Source organism: Klebsiella sp., from assembly GCF_027492335.1.
In the GTDB taxonomy this organism is placed as follows: domain Bacteria; phylum Pseudomonadota; class Gammaproteobacteria; order Enterobacterales; family Enterobacteriaceae; genus Klebsiella; species Klebsiella huaxiensis.
In genome coordinates this window covers 108,444-123,831 of the sequence record NZ_JAPUEW010000079.1, presented here as the reverse complement: position 1 = coordinate 123,831, position 15,388 = coordinate 108,444, and the positions used below count along the sequence as shown (strand labels likewise).

The following is a 15,388-nucleotide window of genomic DNA, read 5'->3' as shown; positions in this document are numbered from 1 at the left end:
GATAGAGTAACATACATGACAGGAGATTCTCGGGTGAAAAGTTCAGAACTGAATCAGCGTCGCCAGCAGGCGACTCCGCGCGGCGTAGGGGTAATGTGCAGTTACTTTGTTGAGAAAGCAGAGAACGCTACGTTGTGGGATCTTGAAGGCAATGAGGTGATTGATTTCGCCGCCGGTATTGCGGTGCTGAACACCGGGCATCGTCATCCAAAAGTGGTTGCCGCAGTTGAACAGCAACTACAGGCATTTACCCATACCGCTTATCAGATTGTCCCATATGAGAGCTATGTCACCCTGGCTGAACGCATTAACGACCTGGCGCCGATTGATGGCCCGGCGAAAACTGCGTTCTTTACCACTGGAGCAGAAGCGGTTGAAAATGCGGTGAAGATTGCTCGCGCTTATACCCGACGTCCGGGTTTGATCACCTTTGGCGGCGGTTTCCACGGCCGTACCTTTATGACCATGGCGCTGACCGGCAAAGTGGCTCCCTATAAGATTGGCTTTGGCCCGTTCCCGGGCTCGGTCTATCACGCCGTCTACCCAAACGCCGCTCACGGTATTACTACCGCCGACGCGATGAAAAGCCTTGAGCGCATTTTCAAAGCCGATATTGCAGCAGACCAGGTCGCGGCGATTGTGCTGGAGCCGATTCAGGGCGAAGGCGGCTTTAACGTTGCACCGTCTGATTTTATGCAGGCTCTGCGCGCGCTGTGCGATACCCACGGCATTTTGCTGATTGCCGATGAAGTGCAAACCGGCTTTGCGCGTACCGGCAAACTCTTTGCGATGCAGCATTATGATGTGAAGCCGGACCTGATGACGATGGCTAAAAGCCTCGCCGGTGGCTTCCCGCTTTCTGGCGTAGTTGGTCGCGCCGAGGTGATGGATGCGCCAGCGCCGGGCGGCCTCGGTGGCACCTATGCCGGTAACCCTCTGGCAGTTGCGGCGGCGCACGCGGTACTTGATGTCATTGAAGAAGAGCAGCTGTGTCAGCGTGCTGAACAGCTGGGCAGCCACCTGAAAGAGGTGCTAAATCAGGCGCGTCAGAACTGCCCGGCCATTGCTGACGTTCGCGGACAGGGTTCGATGGTGGCAGTAGAATTTAACGATCCGCAAACCGGTGAACCGTCGGCGGAAATCACCCGCCAGATCCAGCAAAAAGCCCAGGAAAATGGCCTGCTGCTACTGAGCTGTGGCGTTTACGGCAACGTGATTCGCTTCCTCTATCCGCTTACTATTCCGGATGCGCAGTTTACTAAGGCGCTGGATATTCTGGCCCGCATCCTGAAGAACTGATTCCCTCCGTCTGCGGTGGTTGATGCTGCCGCAGACTCATTATCCCTAAGCGTTATATACATCCCGTCTATCGTTTAGCCCGTGACGTTTTCTTTTGGCGCCGATTTTTATTTGTCACTTATCTGTTACATAACCCGCAATTTTATCGTTTCCAATTCCCCTGAATGACGGTATGTTTAGCATAGTGTGCTGCAAAAGCGCAGGCAGCAGACCCTAATCTAACTATCATATGCTTTTCTTATGTGTCTAATTAGAATAATGCGCTATCAAACAACATCACAACAAATGCAAAAACCATAATAATGGGGAGCCTCAGGATGAATATGAAGGGTAAAGCGTTACTGGCAGGATGTATTGCCTTAATTATGAGTAGTGCGGCAATGGCCGAAGACATTAAAGTGGCCGTCGTTGGCGCGATGTCTGGCCCGGTAGCGCAGTATGGCGACCAGGAGTTTACTGGGGCAGAGCAGGCCATTGCTGATATCAACGCCAAAGGCGGTATCAAAGGCAATAAGCTGCAGATGGTAAAATACGACGACGCCTGTGATCCGAAACAAGCGGTTGCTGTGGCAAACAAAGTCATTAACGACGGCATCAAGTACGTTATTGGTCACCTGTGCTCTTCTTCCACTCAGCCGGCGTCTGATATCTATGAAGATGAAGGCGTGCTGATGATCACTCCAGCGGCAACCGCACCGGAACTGACTGCTCGCGGCTATCACCTGATTCTGCGTACCACCGGTCTTGACTCTGACCAGGGGCCGACCGCCGCAAAATATATTCTGGACCAGGTGAAGCCGCAGCGTATCGCGATTGTTCATGATAAGCAGCAATATGGCGAGGGCCTGGCGCGTGCGGTGCAGGACAACCTGAAGAAAGGCGGCGCTAACGTGGTGTTCTTTGACGGCATCACCGCTGGTGAGAAAGACTTCTCTACCCTGGTTGCGCGCCTGAAGAAAGAGAATATCGACTTCGTTTACTACGGCGGTTACCACCCGGAGATGGGGCAGATCCTGCGCCAGTCCCGCGCCGCTGGCCTGAAAACCCAGTTTATGGGTCCAGAAGGGGTAGCGAACGTTTCGCTGTCTAACATCGCGGGCGCTTCTGCGGAAGGTATGCTGGTGACTAAGCCGAAGAACTATGATCAGGTTCCGGCGAACAAACCGATCGTCGACGCTATCAAAGCGAAGAAACAAGATCCGAGCGGCGCGTTTGTGTGGACCACCTATGCCGCGCTGCAATCTCTGGAAGCGGGCCTGAATCAGTCTGAAGATCCGGCGGAAATCGCTAAGTATCTGAAGGGTGCGACGGTCGAAACCGTTATGGGGCCGCTCTCCTGGAACGAGAAGGGCGATCTGAAAGGCTTCGAGTTCGGCGTGTTTACCTGGCATGCTAACGGTACTGCGACCGACGCCAAATAAATTTAACCTGCGCCTTTCGCGCCGCAGATGCGTTGGCTGCGTCCCTCAACCCCGGTCACTTACTGATGTAAGCTTCCGGGGATTTCGGTTCTTGCCGCCTTTCTGCAACGTGAAATTCTTGGTTAAATGATGAGGCCTTTCGCGCCGCAGATGCGTTGGCTGCGTCCCTCAACCCCGGTCACTTACTGATGTAAGCTTCCGGGGATTTCGGTTCTTGCCGCCTTTCTGCAATGCGAAATTCTTAGTTAAATCAGTGGCTCCTTGCGTCTTCGTATAGATGAGGGCAAAGGTAGAAGCAAAAAGGCAACGTAAGTTGCCTTTTTTAGTGTTTGCTCCCTCTCCCGTGGGAGAGGTTTGGAGTGAGGACATCAGGCGGCTCCAGACCACATATCCCCGGAGGCGGCGCGTCGCGCCTGTCCGGGCTACTTGCAGTGTTTTTCCCAACCGCCCGTCTGTGCGCTAAACCCCAGCGCCTGCATAAACGCCGCCATCACGCCGCGGTCTTCCACGCCAGCATCCTCTACCCGCCAGCAGCTGATTTCTGGGTTATCCCGCAAGACTTCCTCGACTAAATATTGCCCGACGCCGCGACGGCGGGTCACTTCACGCACGCACAGTGCGCTTAGCTCGCCCGCGACGCCGCTCAGCGTCACGTGAACCGCTCCCAGCAGGCGCTCGTTAAAACGGGCGGCATAAATACGCTGGCGATCATCTAAGGTTAATGCCGCCAGATCCTGCGATGGCCAGATTTTCGCTAAGTCGATGCGGTCCTGATCGCTGAAGTGTTGTAAACGAATAATGGTCAGTTTCATGCGCGGTGAGTCCAGTCAAAACGGATGCCTCAGTGTATCCAAATTCACTGTCAGGCGGAGCGCTGTTTTTTGCGCATTCATCAGGTGATTCGTTTTCCTGGATGGAGCAGGGTAGCGCAATTCATCATGGATCGAAAAATAAGCAGAATTTTAACCTAATATGTAGCGTTTTATTCCGCCTTATGTATCGTTATTTTATGCTGTTTACTGGACTTTTTTTGTTTATCTTCCATCGAATACAGAATATTATCTTTGCTTAATCGCCTGAAAAATAGAGATTTTAATCTGGATTCAGGCAAAAAACTGCGCTAAACCATTAAAGATAATGGTAAAAGTAGCGTTGTTTAATAAAAGCACAGAATGCTTTTTAACCATAAAAATACAAAATATTTACATCACATCACGAACGGGGTTCTGCAGCATGAAAAGGAACGCGAAAACAATTATCGCGGGATTCGTCGCACTGGCGATGTCCCATGCGGTAATGGCCAAGGATATTAAAGTCGCTGTTGTTGGCGCGATGTCTGGCCCGGTAGCCCAGTGGGGCGATATGGAATTCAACGGCGCGCGTCAGGCGATTAAAGATATTAATGCCCAGGGCGGCATCAAGGGCGATAAGCTGGTTGGCGTGGAATATGACGACGCCTGCGACCCGAAACAGGCCGTTGCGGTTGCCAACAAAATCATAAACGACGGCATCCAGTATGTTATCGGCCACCTCTGCTCTTCTTCCACTCAGCCCGCATCAGATATCTATGAAGACGAGGGTGTTCTGATGATCTCTCCGGGGGCGACCAACCCGGAACTGACTCAGCGCGGCTACCAGTACATTATGCGTACCGCGGGTCTGGACTCTTCTCAGGGGCCGACCGCTGCTAAATACATCATGGAAAACGTCAAGCCGCAGCGAATTGCTATCATTCATGATAAGCAGCAATACGGTGAAGGCCTGGCGCGTTCTGTCCAGGATAGCCTGAAAAAAGGCGGGGCGAATATCGTCTTCTTTGACGGTATTACTGCCGGTGAAAAAGACTTCTCCGCGCTGTTGGCACGCCTGAAGAAAGAGAATATCGACTTCGTTTACTACGGCGGCTACTACCCGGAAATGGGCCAGATGCTGCGCCAGGCGCGTTCCGTGGGCCTGAAAACCGTGTTTATGGGGCCGGAAGGTGTGGGTAACGCGTCGCTGTCCAACATCGCGGGCGATGCGGCGGAAGGCATGCTGGTCACGATGCCAAAACGCTATGACCAGGATCCGGCGAACAGCGCTATCGTTGACGCGCTCAAAGCTGAGAAGAAAGATCCAAGCGGTCCGTATGTCTGGATCACCTACGCCGCTGTGCAGTCTCTGGCGCAGGCGATGGACAGAGCCAGCAGCCAGGAGCCGCTGGATTTAATCAAAGATCTGAAAGCTCACGGTGCGAAAACCGTGATTGGGCCGCTGAATTGGGACGAAAAAGGCGATTTGAAGGGATTTGAGTTTGGTGTCTTCCAGTGGCATGCGGACGGGTCATCCACCCTCGCGAAATAAGCCATAAGACAAGTTATCCCACCGCCCGCGCGTCGGGCGGTAGAAAAAGGTTACCTTATGTCCGAGCAGTTTCTCTATTTTCTGCAGCAGATGTTTAACGGCGTCACGCTGGGCAGTACCTACGCGCTGATCGCCATCGGCTATACCATGGTGTACGGCATTATCGGCATGATCAACTTCGCCCACGGCGAGGTTTACATGATTGGCAGCTATGTCTCCTTCATGATCATTGCCGCCCTGATGATGATGGGCATTGATACCAGTTGGCTGCTGGTCGCTGCCGGATTTGTGGGGGCGATTGTGATTGCCAGCGCCTACGGGTGGAGTATCGAACGCGTGGCCTATCGGCCTGTACGCAGCTCCAAGCGCCTGATTGCGCTGATCTCTGCCATCGGGATGTCCATTTTCCTGCAAAACTACGTCAGCCTGACGGAAGGTTCGCGCGATGTCGCGCTGCCGAGTCTGTTTAACGGCCAGTGGACGGTAGGCAGCAGCGAAAACTTCTCTGCTACCATCACCACCATGCAGGCCGTTATCTGGGTCGTAACCTTTATCGCCATGTTGGCGCTGACGGTGTTTATCCGCTATTCCCGCATGGGCCGCGCCTGTCGCGCCTGCGCTGAAGACCTCAAAATGGCCAGCTTGCTGGGGATTAACACCGACCGCGTGATCGCGCTGACCTTTGTCATCGGCGCGGCAATGGCGGCGGTCGCGGGTGTGTTGCTCGGTCAGTTCTATGGCGTTATCAACCCCTATATCGGCTTTATGGCCGGGATGAAAGCCTTTACCGCTGCGGTTCTGGGTGGCATCGGCAGTATTCCAGGCGCGATGATTGGCGGTCTGATTTTGGGTATCGCGGAAGCGCTTTCCTCTGCCTATCTCAGCACGGAATATAAAGATGTCGTCTCCTTTGCCCTGCTGATTGTGGTGCTGCTGGTGATGCCGACCGGCATTCTGGGTCGCCCGGAGGTAGAGAAAGTATGAAACCGATGCATTTTGCGATGGCGCTGCTGTCTGCGGTGATGTTCTTTATTCTGGCTGGCGTCTTTATGGGCGTGCAGCTGGAGCTGGACGGCACCAAGCTAGTGGTGGATACCGCCGCCGATATCCGCTGGCAGTGGATCTTTATCGGCACCGCGGTCGTCTTCCTCTTCCAGTTACTGCGTCCTGTTTTTCAGAAAACCATGAAAAACGTCTCCGGACCGAAGTTTATTCTGCCAGCTATCGATGGTTCGACGGTTAAACAGAAGCTGTTCCTGATTGCCCTGCTGGTTATCGCCGTGGCGTGGCCGTTCATGGTGTCGCGCGGGACGGTGGATATCGCCACGTTGACGATGATCTATATCATCCTCGGCCTGGGTCTTAACGTGGTAGTGGGGCTTTCCGGCCTGCTGGTATTGGGCTACGGTGGTTTCTATGCCATCGGCGCTTACACCTTCGCACTGTTGAACCACTATTACGGCCTGGGGTTCTGGACCTGCCTGCCATTGGCGGGGCTGGTCTCAGCGGCTGCGGGCTTCCTGCTCGGCTTCCCGGTACTGCGCCTGCGCGGTGACTATCTGGCGATTGTGACCCTCGGCTTCGGTGAAATCGTGCGTATCCTGTTGCTCAACAACACCGAAATAACCGGCGGTCCGAACGGTATCAGCCAGATCCCCAAACCGACCCTCTTCGGTCTTGAATTTAGCCGCAGCGCCCGCGAAGGCGGCTGGGATACTTTCAGCAACTTCTTTAACGTGAAGTACGACCCGTCCGATCGCGTGATCTTTCTCTACCTGGTCGCTCTGCTGCTGGTGGTGCTGAGCCTGTTCGTGATTAACCGCCTGCTGCGTATGCCGTTGGGCCGCGCGTGGGAAGCGCTGCGTGAAGATGAGATAGCCTGCCGCTCACTGGGCCTCAGTCCGACGCGTATCAAGCTGACTGCTTTTACCATTAGCGCCGCGTTTGCTGGTTTTGCCGGAACGCTGTTCGCTGCCCGTCAGGGCTTCGTCAGCCCGGAATCCTTTACCTTCGCCGAGTCGGCTTTTGTGCTGGCGATTGTGGTGCTAGGCGGGATGGGCTCGCAGTTTGCGGTTATCCTGGCGGCAGTTCTGTTGGTGGTATCGCGCGAGCTGATGCGTGATTTCAATGAGTACAGCATGTTGATGCTGGGTGCGTTAATGGTACTGATGATGATCTGGCGTCCGCAGGGCCTTCTGCCGATGACCCGTCCGCAGCTGAAGCTGAAAAACGGTCAAGCGAAAGGAGAGCAGGCATGAGTCAGCCATTATTATCCGTAAACGGCCTGATGATGCGTTTCGGCGGCCTGTTGGCGGTCAACAACGTGTCGCTGGAGCTGCGCGAGCGGGAGATTGTGTCGCTTATCGGCCCTAACGGTGCCGGCAAAACGACGGTATTTAACTGCCTGACCGGTTTCTATAAACCGACCGGCGGTAGCATTATGCTGCGCGACCAGCATCTCGAAGGGTTGCCGGGCCAGCAGATTGCCCGTATGGGTGTGGTGCGTACTTTCCAGCACGTGCGCCTGTTCCGCGAAATGACGGTGATTGAAAACCTGTTAGTGGCGCAACACCAGCAACTGAAAACCGGCGTCTTCTCTGGCCTGCTGAAAACGCCATCTTTCCGCCGTGCGCAGAGCGAAGCGCTCGATCGCGCCGCCACCTGGCTTGAACGCATCGGCCTGCTTGAGCACGCCAACCGTCAGGCCAGCAACCTGGCCTATGGCGACCAGCGTCGTCTGGAGATCGCCCGCTGTATGGTGACCCAGCCGGAAATCCTGATGCTGGACGAACCGGCGGCAGGGCTGAACCCGAAAGAGACCAAAGAGCTGGACGAACTGATTGTCGAGCTGCGCAACCATCACAACACCACTATCCTGCTGATTGAGCACGATATGAAGCTGGTGATGGGCATTTCCGATCGTATTTACGTGGTAAACCAGGGCACGCCGCTGGCCAACGGTACGCCGGAAGAGATCCGCAATAACCCGGACGTGATCCGCGCCTATTTAGGTGAAGCATAATGGTGGTGACGGATAAGATGGAAAAAGTGATGTTATCTTTTGACAACGTCAGCGCGCACTACGGCAAGATTCAGGCGCTGCATAACGTCAGTCTGCACATTAACCAGGGGGAGATTGTCACCCTGATTGGCGCGAACGGCGCGGGGAAAACCACGCTGCTGGGTACGCTGTGCGGCGATCCGCGCGCTTCCAGTGGGCGCGTTGTTTTCGACGGTAAAGATATTACCGACTGGCAGACGGCGAAGATCATGCGTGAAGCGGTGGCGATTGTGCCGGAAGGACGTCGCGTCTTCTCGCGCATGACGGTAGAAGAGAACCTGGCGATGGGCGGCTTTTTTGCCGAGCGTGACCAGTTTCAGACCCGCATCAAGTGGGTCTACGAGCTGTTTCCGCGCCTGCATGAACGTCGGGTTCAGCGAGCGGGCACTATGTCCGGCGGCGAACAGCAGATGCTGGCGATTGGCCGTGCGTTGATGAGCCAGCCGCGTCTGCTGCTGCTCGATGAGCCTTCGCTGGGACTGGCGCCGATTATCATTCAGCAAATCTTCGACACCATCGAACAGCTGCGCGAACAAGGAATGACAATATTTCTTGTCGAGCAGAACGCTAACCAGGCGCTGAAGTTGGCTGACCGCGGTTACGTGCTGGAAAACGGCCACGTGGTGTTAGAGGATACCGGTGATGCGCTGCTGGCGAACGAAGCGGTACGCAGCGCTTATCTGGGTGGGTAATGAAGTAAAAACGCCCGGCATCAGCCGGGCGTTTTGCTCGATTCCTACAGCTCCAGCGATCGTTTCCACATCATAAAATCATACTGTTCAAGCGCATCCGCTTTCGTCTGCCAGCTCCCGCTGGCGGTGGCGATGATTTTCTCAAACAGGCCGTCGGCGATTTCCGCCAGCGGCGTTCCTTCGATAATCGGCCCGCAGTCGTAATCGATAATGTCCGGCATCTTTTTCGCCAGCGTAGAGTTGGTCGAAACTTTGAGAACCGGAACGATAGGGTTACCCGTCGGCGTACCGAGCCCGGTAGAGAAGATAACGACGTTGCATCCTGCTGCAACCAGCCCCGTCACCGCATCGACATCGTTACCCGGCGTACAGACCAGCGAAAGGCCGCTCTCGCCCATCGGTTCGGCGTAGTCGCATACTGCGCTCACCGGCGCTCTGCCGCCTTTTTTCGCCGCACCGGCGGATTTGATGGCGTCCGTAATCAGTCCATCGGCAATATTTCCCGGACTGGGATTATCGGCAATGGTGGTGCCGAAGAAGTTAGCCACGTGCTCATAGTTTTTCATCAGCGACAGAAACTTCTCTTTCAGCTCGCGATTCATGCAGCGTTGTACGATATCCCCCTCCGCGCCGCACAGCTCCGGGAACTCCGCCAGCCCGGATGCGCCGCCGAGGGCGACAAGGCGGTCTGATACTTCGCCCATGGCCGGGTTCGCGCTGATCCCTGAGAATCCGTCGGAAGCGCCGCACTTCACGCCGATTTTGAGGTGGGAGAGCGGGACGTCCTGGCGCTCAGCGACGGGCGCTTCGCGAATTGCGTTGTACGTTTCGGTCAATGCATCCTGCATCATTTTTTCTTCGCTACTCCAGTCCTGCTGTCTGAAGTAGATTACCGGCTTGCTGAACTGTGGGTTACGCTTCGCGAGTGCGGCCTTGAAATCAACAATCCGCGCTTTTTCGCAGCCCAGCGCGAAGACCGTAACGCCGAGAACGTTGGGGTGATCGGAATAAGCGGCAAGGACGTCGCACATCGTCATGCTGTCTGATGTTGCGCCGCCGCAGCCGGAGTTGACGGTAATACAGCGAATACCATCAAGATGCGGGAATGGCAGATGCCGGTTATCGTTTAAAGCACTGGCCGATGTTACCTGTCGGGCGAAATTTTTCAGGCCGTTATTGGCATAGCCGAGGGCGTCGTTTAGCGCATCGGTGACGCGCTGAACGTTGCGGTTTTCACAGAATACCAGTGGAATGACCAGCCAGTAGTTCGCCGTAGCGACCCGGCCATCTTCGCGAACGATCCCGCGGAAAGTTCGCTGCTGCCAAGCGGAGACATCGGGCTGCTGCCAGTCATAGGGCGCAACATCGTCAAGCGAAACCGGGGCCGCATAGTGTTTAATATTCTCGGTAGTGATAGCTTCGCCGCGGATGATCGGCTGCGTCGCTTTGCCAACCGGAACGCCATATAGCGAAACGATATCGCCGGGCTGGATATCCTGGGTGGCGAACTTGTGTTTGGCTTTGACATTGCTACGCAAAACGTACTCTTCATCGTTCCAGTTAACCCGCTGGTCTTTGCGTAAGTCTTGCAGCGCAACGATCAAGTTGTCAGTAGGGTCAATTTTTAAGATGGTCTGCATTTTATTTATCCTTTGTTATGAGTGCATCAGGACTTTAGTGATGGGTGACCGCGACGCCGTTTGTCGCTTTTCTGCCTGCGAGTGCGGCAATCAGCAGTGCGCAGCAGACGGTGATAAGCGACAGGGCAACCAGTCCCGCCGAATCGTTGCCGAAGAAGGCATCGACCTCAACGCGAATGAGCGGTGCCAGAAAGCTACAAAACGCGCCCATCGTGGTACAGAAACCGATACTGGCCGCCAGTGCTGAACCTGACACAATCTGCGCCGGGAAGGTCCAGAAAATAGGTTGTACGGAGAGGAAGCCAATCGCCGAGAGCGAGAGGGCGGCAATGGCCAGCACCGGGCCGGACCAGGCCGAAACAAACAGACCCAGCGCCGCTGCCAGCATACACAGTACCGAAATCAGGATCCGGCGGTTCGGCATTTTGTCTGCCAGACGCGGGATGTAATAAACGCCGACGGCAGAGCAAGCCCACGGAATGGCGGCAACTAACGACTCTTTAAAGCCGAGCGTGGATCCCATTAATGAGGCAACTTGCGAAGGCAGGAAGAACATCAGTCCGTAAACGCTGATTTGGATGGTGCCGTAGATCAGCGCCAGGTGCCAGACTTTAAGGCTTTTCAGCGCGGTACTGACGCTGCTGGTTTCGGTTTGTCGCTGCTCCTGTTGAAGCTGTTCAATCAGCGCTTTTTTCTCTTCTTCGGTCAGGAAGCGCGCTTTGGCTGGCGTATCATCAAGCCAGAACCAGGCAAAGATGCCCATAATGACCGCCGGGATCCCTTCGATAAAGAACATCCAGAACCAGCCGGGCTTGCCGAGAAATCCGTGCATTTCCAAAAGCGCGCCGGAGATTGGCGAACCTAATGTCAGCGCCAGAGGCACGCCGAGCACGAAAATACCGACCACCGATGCGCGAACTTTATTGGGGAAGTAAATCGAGGCCAACAGCAGAATGCCGGGGTAAAAACCGGCCTCACCTAATCCCAATAAGAAGCGCAGGACAATAAACTGGGTTTCCGTCTGTACCAGGCCAGTAAGAGCAGAGAGCACACCCCACAGCGCGGTGGTGATGCTTAACCATTTTTGCGCGCCAATCTTATTGAGGATCAGGTTGGCGGGAATACCAAACAGCGCATAGGCGGCGAAAAATATCCCTGCGCCCAGGGCAAAGGCGGAGTTGGAGAGCCCAATATCCACCTGCATCGCCTCTTTGGCGAATCCCACATTGACCCTGTCGATAAAGGCGATGAAGTATAAAATAAACATCAGTGGCACCAGGCGCTTCCATGATTTAGTAATCGCGGAATTCAGGACCGGGTTATCGTAAGCTGTGATTGTTTTCATAATACCTCCGCGTTGAGGTCAGGCATTAATTTCAATGCCAGCACGGGAAAGTATCCGCTGAATACTTTCGGTCTGGCAGGTTGAGAGCGTGCTAAAAGGCGACGTGCAGCGATCGGACTGAATAATTCCGCGCAGCTGTAACGCTTTTTTAAATGTGGGAATGAACGGATCGTTAACCGCGTAAATATCCATTAAATCATCCACTTTTTGCTGGAATAGCGAAATCTGGTCCAGATTGTTATCGTTAAATGCCCGCATCCAGTCGCGGAAGATCTCCGGGCAAATATTGGATAACCCGCCGATACATCCATCTCCTCCTGACAAGACGTTATGCGCAAAATTATTGTCATAACCGGCAAAGACTTCAAAATACGGTAGTTCAGATTTTACCTGGCGAATCACCTGCGATGTATGATTGGTGTCCGGAATGGTGTCTTTAAGACCGACAATGTTTGGGAACTCTCTGGCGAGTCGTAGGCAGACCTCTGGCGAGACGGAATAGCCGGTGCGCTCCGGGAAGTTATAGATGAAGATTTTGGCGGCGGTGCGGCGAGCTATCTGGCTATAAAATGTATAAATTCCCTCATCAGTCAGGCGGAAGTACCAGGGGCTGATAATCATAACGCCATCAAGCCCGCATTCGTCGGCGTAGTTTGCCAGCTCTACGCACTCGTCAATATCCATGCGGCTGGTGCCAGCATAGGCCTTTATACCTTCGCGTGGGAATTCTGCCGCCATTTGAATTATCTGACGGGAGGTTTTCATATCCAGGGAGAAAAACTCACCGGTACTCCCCATGACGACAAATCCCGAGACGCTATTTTTAATGAAATCGTACAGACGGAAATTCCCTTCAGGATCCAGCCTGCCATGTTCATCAAAAACCGTTATTGCTGGGGTGATGTAACGACTTTGCATATTTTTCCTCTTGTTTGTTCGTATATACAAACACTGTTTGTATTTGCGATTTGACATAAGTAAACACGCTATGAATGTGAAGTCAAATGGTGAGAAAGAGGTCTGGGTTATTGACTAAGTCAATGAATTAATGAGGAAATGAGAAGGGAAATCAGGTGCCGCAGCGAGTGATTAAATATCGGTACTGTGTGGGGAATCACAATTCCTGCGGCATTGTTAGGTGAATAAATCAGTAATTTTTGATATCAGGAAGCTTATTCAGCACGCTTTCAATTCGGTCTTTCGCGTCTTTTAACGAACGAATGACCTGCTGCGCTTTTTCATCGGTGGCGCGGAAAGAGGGTAATGAGACGCTGATTGCCGCCAGAATGACGCTTTTCTGCTGCAGGGGCACGGCGAAGCAGATGGTATCGTCGTTGATTTCCCTGTCGTCCATGGCATAACCGTTGGCTTCAACCAGCGCTAGCTGCTGACGAAGCTGAGCCATATCCGTCACGCTGCGAGCGGTGACGGAAGGGAGACCTTGCGGATAGAGTTCCAGGATCTCTTCGTCGCGGTGCTTATGCAGCAGCGCTTTTCCCAACGCGGAGCAGATTGCCGGAAGGCGAGTTCCTACTTTAGATACCAGCTGAACAGTTTGATCGCCCTGAACTTTATCGACGTAGAGCACCCAGGCATCATCCAGAATGCCGAGCTGGCAAACCTCATTGCACTCATTGACCACAGTATGCATTTCACTGTTGATCATTTTAAGCCAGAACTCTTTTTCCACCGTTGAGCTGGCCAGCACCGCGCATGAGATCCCCAGGGTATAAATACCGTTGCGATCGTCGTGACTGATATATTTTCGGTATTGTAATGATTTGAGGATGGGGAAAATGGTTCCCTTTGAAATATCCGTTTTGAGCGACAGTTCGGAGAGCGTCATTCCATCCGCGTTGGCTAATGTTTCCAGAATGAGTAAAACGCGCTCGGTAGGTTTATGAAGCGTCTTCATGTTTTTCCTTGTGACGGTTCGCCGGAGAGTGCTTTTTAACGAACCTTATTTAACTACAGATTCCCTTTTATCTGTAGTCTGGCCAGCCTCTCTTTTTCGCATTGCCATTTCCCTGCCACTTTTTTTTCACCGTTTCATCATGTTTTCGCCAATTTATTGTAATATTTTTGTAATGCAATAGTTATTTTTCTGTCATTCGAGCATGTCATGTTACCCCCGCGAGCATAAAACGCGTGAAATCGCGCATCCGGAACAACAAGAGAGATAACCGATGAAATCGTTACGACATACAGCTTTAGGACTGGCGCTCAGCCTGGCGTTTGCCGGACAAGCCCTGGCGGTAACCACTATTCCGTTCTGGCATTCGATGGAAGGGGAGTTAGGGAAAGAAGTTGATTCACTGGCGCAACGTTTCAACGCGGCCAATCCTGATTACAAAATTGTTCCGGTTTACAAAGGCAACTATGAGCAGAGCCTGAGCGCGGGTATCGCTGCGTTCCGTACCGGCAACGCCCCGGCGCTGTTGCAGGTCTATGAAGTGGGTACTGCGACGATGATGGCTTCCAAAGCCATTAAACCAGTTTACCAGGTATTCAGCGATGCGGGCATCAAGTTTGATGAGACGCAGTTCGTGCCGACCGTCTCCGGTTATTACACCGACTCGAAAACCGGCCATCTGCTCTCCCAGCCGTTTAACAGCTCCACGCCGGTGCTGTACTACAACAAAGATGCCTTCAAAAAAGCCGGTTTAGACCCGGAACAGCCACCGAAAACCTGGCAGGATCTGGCGGCCTATACCGCCAAGCTGAAAGCGGCGGGTATGAAGTGCGGCTACGCCAGCGGCTGGCAGGGCTGGATTCAGATTGAAAACTTCAGCGCCTGGCATGGTCTGCCGGTCGCCACCAAAAACAACGGCTTTGATGGTACCGATGCGGTGCTGGAGTTCAACAAGCCGGAGCAGGTGAAGCATATCGCCATGCTCGAAGAGATGAACAAGAAGGGCGACTTTAGCTATTTTGGGCGTAAAGACGAATCCACCGAGAAGTTCTATAACGGCGATTGCGCCATCACTACCGCTTCATCCGGCTCCCTGGCGGATATCCGTCAGTACGCTAAGTTCAACTACGGCGTAGGTATGATGCCGTACGACGCTGATGTTAAAGGCGCGCCGCAAAACGCCATTATTGGTGGGGCCAGCCTGTGGGTGATGCAGGGTAAAGACAAAGAAACCTATACCGGTGTTGCTAAATTCCTCGATTTCCTCGCTAAACCGGAAAACGCTGCCGAATGGCATCAGAAAACCGGCTATCTGCCAATTACCACCGCCGCTTACAACCTGACTCGTGAGCAGGGCTTCTATGATAAGAACCCGGGTGCTGATATTGCCACGCGTCAGATGCTGAATAAGCCGCCGTTGCCGTTCACCAAAGGCCTGCGTCTGGGCAACATGCCGCAGATCCGCACCATCGTGGATGAGGAACTGGAAAGCGTATGGACCGGTAAGAAAACGCCGCAACAGGCGCTGGACTCCGCTGTTGAACGCGGTAATCAGCTGCTGCGCCGTTTTGAGCAGTCGACGAAGTCTTAACAAAATGCCCGGTGGCGCTACGCTTACCGGGCCTACAAGACCGTAGGCCGGGTAAGGCGAAGCCGCCACCCGGCGCTGTTCAGG

At 53.8% G+C, this 15,388-nt stretch carries 13 protein-coding genes; 8 read left to right on the top strand and 5 right to left on the bottom strand.

All coding sequences use genetic code 11. The annotated features are described in order from the left end of the window. Positions 1 to 33 precede the first annotated feature (33 nt). Both QVF11_RS23815 and QVF11_RS23810 read left to right on the top strand, forming a co-directional pair. The gene (locus tag QVF11_RS23815) at positions 34 to 1,299 is read left to right on the top strand and encodes a 4-aminobutyrate--2-oxoglutarate transaminase (RefSeq protein WP_142513349.1); all 1,266 of its coding nucleotides are present in this window, start codon (positions 34 to 36) and stop codon (positions 1,297 to 1,299) included. A gap of 317 nt (positions 1,300 to 1,616) precedes the next feature. Then, positions 1,617 to 2,720, top strand: coding sequence for a branched-chain amino acid ABC transporter substrate-binding protein (locus tag QVF11_RS23810; protein WP_112214821.1), 1,104 nt, complete (start codon positions 1,617 to 1,619; stop codon positions 2,718 to 2,720). Between the two features lie 422 nt (positions 2,721 to 3,142). Here QVF11_RS23810 and panM read toward each other — a convergent pair whose 3' ends face one another. Then, a complete protein-coding gene (gene panM, locus QVF11_RS23805; protein ID WP_287859731.1) occupies positions 3,143 to 3,532 on the bottom strand; it encodes an aspartate 1-decarboxylase autocleavage activator PanM in 390 nt (129 codons plus the stop codon). Positions 3,533 to 3,953: 421 nt separating this feature from the next. Between panM and livK the strand changes: the two genes are divergently transcribed. The 5 genes from livK to livF are packed head-to-tail and all read left to right on the top strand — an operon-like array spanning position 3,954 to position 8,816. Beyond that, complete coding sequence (gene livK / locus QVF11_RS23800; protein WP_112214817.1) at positions 3,954 to 5,063, top strand: high-affinity branched-chain amino acid ABC transporter substrate-binding protein LivK; 1,110 nt, start codon at positions 3,954 to 3,956, stop codon at positions 5,061 to 5,063. 57 nt (positions 5,064 to 5,120) lie between these two features. After that, complete coding sequence (gene livH, locus QVF11_RS23795; RefSeq protein WP_110274905.1) at positions 5,121 to 6,047, top strand: high-affinity branched-chain amino acid ABC transporter permease LivH; 927 nt, start codon at positions 5,121 to 5,123, stop codon at positions 6,045 to 6,047. Then, on the top strand, positions 6,044 to 7,321 hold the full coding sequence (gene livM / locus QVF11_RS23790) for a branched chain amino acid ABC transporter permease LivM (RefSeq protein ID WP_112214816.1): 1,278 nt from the start codon (positions 6,044 to 6,046) through the stop codon (positions 7,319 to 7,321). Before livH ends, livM begins: the two co-directional genes overlap by 4 nt. After that, complete coding sequence (gene livG, locus QVF11_RS23785) at positions 7,318 to 8,085, top strand: high-affinity branched-chain amino acid ABC transporter ATP-binding protein LivG (RefSeq protein WP_110274907.1); 768 nt, start codon at positions 7,318 to 7,320, stop codon at positions 8,083 to 8,085. Before livM ends, livG begins: the two co-directional genes overlap by 4 nt. 17 nt (positions 8,086 to 8,102) lie before the next feature. After that, entirely contained in the window at positions 8,103 to 8,816 is a 714-nt protein-coding gene (gene livF, locus QVF11_RS23780) for a high-affinity branched-chain amino acid ABC transporter ATP-binding protein LivF (RefSeq protein ID WP_110275061.1), read from the top strand. A 44-nt stretch (positions 8,817 to 8,860) separates the two neighbouring features. Here the strand turns inward: livF and QVF11_RS23775 are convergent, their stop codons facing one another. From QVF11_RS23775 to QVF11_RS23760, 4 genes are all read right to left on the bottom strand, one after another. Beyond that, complete coding sequence (locus QVF11_RS23775; protein ID WP_287859724.1) at positions 8,861 to 10,456, bottom strand: UxaA family hydrolase; 1,596 nt, start codon at positions 10,454 to 10,456, stop codon at positions 8,861 to 8,863. A gap of 34 nt (positions 10,457 to 10,490) precedes the next feature. Beyond that, the gene (locus tag QVF11_RS23770; protein WP_110274909.1) at positions 10,491 to 11,801 is read right to left on the bottom strand and encodes an MFS transporter; all 1,311 of its coding nucleotides are present in this window, start codon (positions 11,799 to 11,801) and stop codon (positions 10,491 to 10,493) included. A gap of 18 nt (positions 11,802 to 11,819) precedes the next feature. Then, positions 11,820 to 12,719, bottom strand: coding sequence for a dihydrodipicolinate synthase family protein (locus QVF11_RS23765; RefSeq protein ID WP_287859720.1), 900 nt, complete (start codon positions 12,717 to 12,719; stop codon positions 11,820 to 11,822). A 229-nt stretch (positions 12,720 to 12,948) separates the two neighbouring features. After that, on the bottom strand, positions 12,949 to 13,716 hold the full coding sequence (locus QVF11_RS23760) for an IclR family transcriptional regulator (protein WP_112214812.1): 768 nt from the start codon (positions 13,714 to 13,716) through the stop codon (positions 12,949 to 12,951). A 271-nt stretch (positions 13,717 to 13,987) separates the two neighbouring features. On the opposite strand from QVF11_RS23760, the gene ugpB reads away from it, so the two are divergent. Beyond that, positions 13,988 to 15,304, top strand: coding sequence for a sn-glycerol-3-phosphate ABC transporter substrate-binding protein UgpB (ugpB, locus tag QVF11_RS23755; RefSeq protein WP_110274912.1), 1,317 nt, complete (start codon positions 13,988 to 13,990; stop codon positions 15,302 to 15,304). Positions 15,305 to 15,388 lie beyond the last annotated feature (84 nt).

Excerpts from the sequence above, each read along its gene's own strand:
- QVF11_RS23770 (WP_110274909.1), bottom strand. The coding sequence starts at position 11,801 with ATGAAAACAATCACAGCTTACGATAACCCGGTCCTGAATTCCGCGATT.
- QVF11_RS23810 (WP_112214821.1), top strand. The coding sequence starts at position 1,617 with ATGAATATGAAGGGTAAAGCGTTACTGGCAGGATGTATTGCCTTAATT.
- panM (WP_287859731.1), bottom strand. The coding sequence starts at position 3,532 with ATGAAACTGACCATTATTCGTTTACAACACTTCAGCGATCAGGACCGC.
- livM (WP_112214816.1), top strand. The coding sequence starts at position 6,044 with ATGAAACCGATGCATTTTGCGATGGCGCTGCTGTCTGCGGTGATGTTC.
- livK (WP_112214817.1), top strand. The coding sequence starts at position 3,954 with ATGAAAAGGAACGCGAAAACAATTATCGCGGGATTCGTCGCACTGGCG.
- livF (WP_110275061.1), top strand. The coding sequence starts at position 8,103 with ATGGAAAAAGTGATGTTATCTTTTGACAACGTCAGCGCGCACTACGGC.
- QVF11_RS23775 (WP_287859724.1), bottom strand. The coding sequence starts at position 10,456 with ATGCAGACCATCTTAAAAATTGACCCTACTGACAACTTGATCGTTGCG.
- livG (WP_110274907.1), top strand. The coding sequence starts at position 7,318 with ATGAGTCAGCCATTATTATCCGTAAACGGCCTGATGATGCGTTTCGGC.
- QVF11_RS23760 (WP_112214812.1), bottom strand. The coding sequence starts at position 13,716 with ATGAAGACGCTTCATAAACCTACCGAGCGCGTTTTACTCATTCTGGAA.
- livH (WP_110274905.1), top strand. The coding sequence starts at position 5,121 with ATGTCCGAGCAGTTTCTCTATTTTCTGCAGCAGATGTTTAACGGCGTC.
- ugpB (WP_110274912.1), top strand. The coding sequence starts at position 13,988 with ATGAAATCGTTACGACATACAGCTTTAGGACTGGCGCTCAGCCTGGCG.
- QVF11_RS23765 (WP_287859720.1), bottom strand. The coding sequence starts at position 12,719 with ATGCAAAGTCGTTACATCACCCCAGCAATAACGGTTTTTGATGAACAT.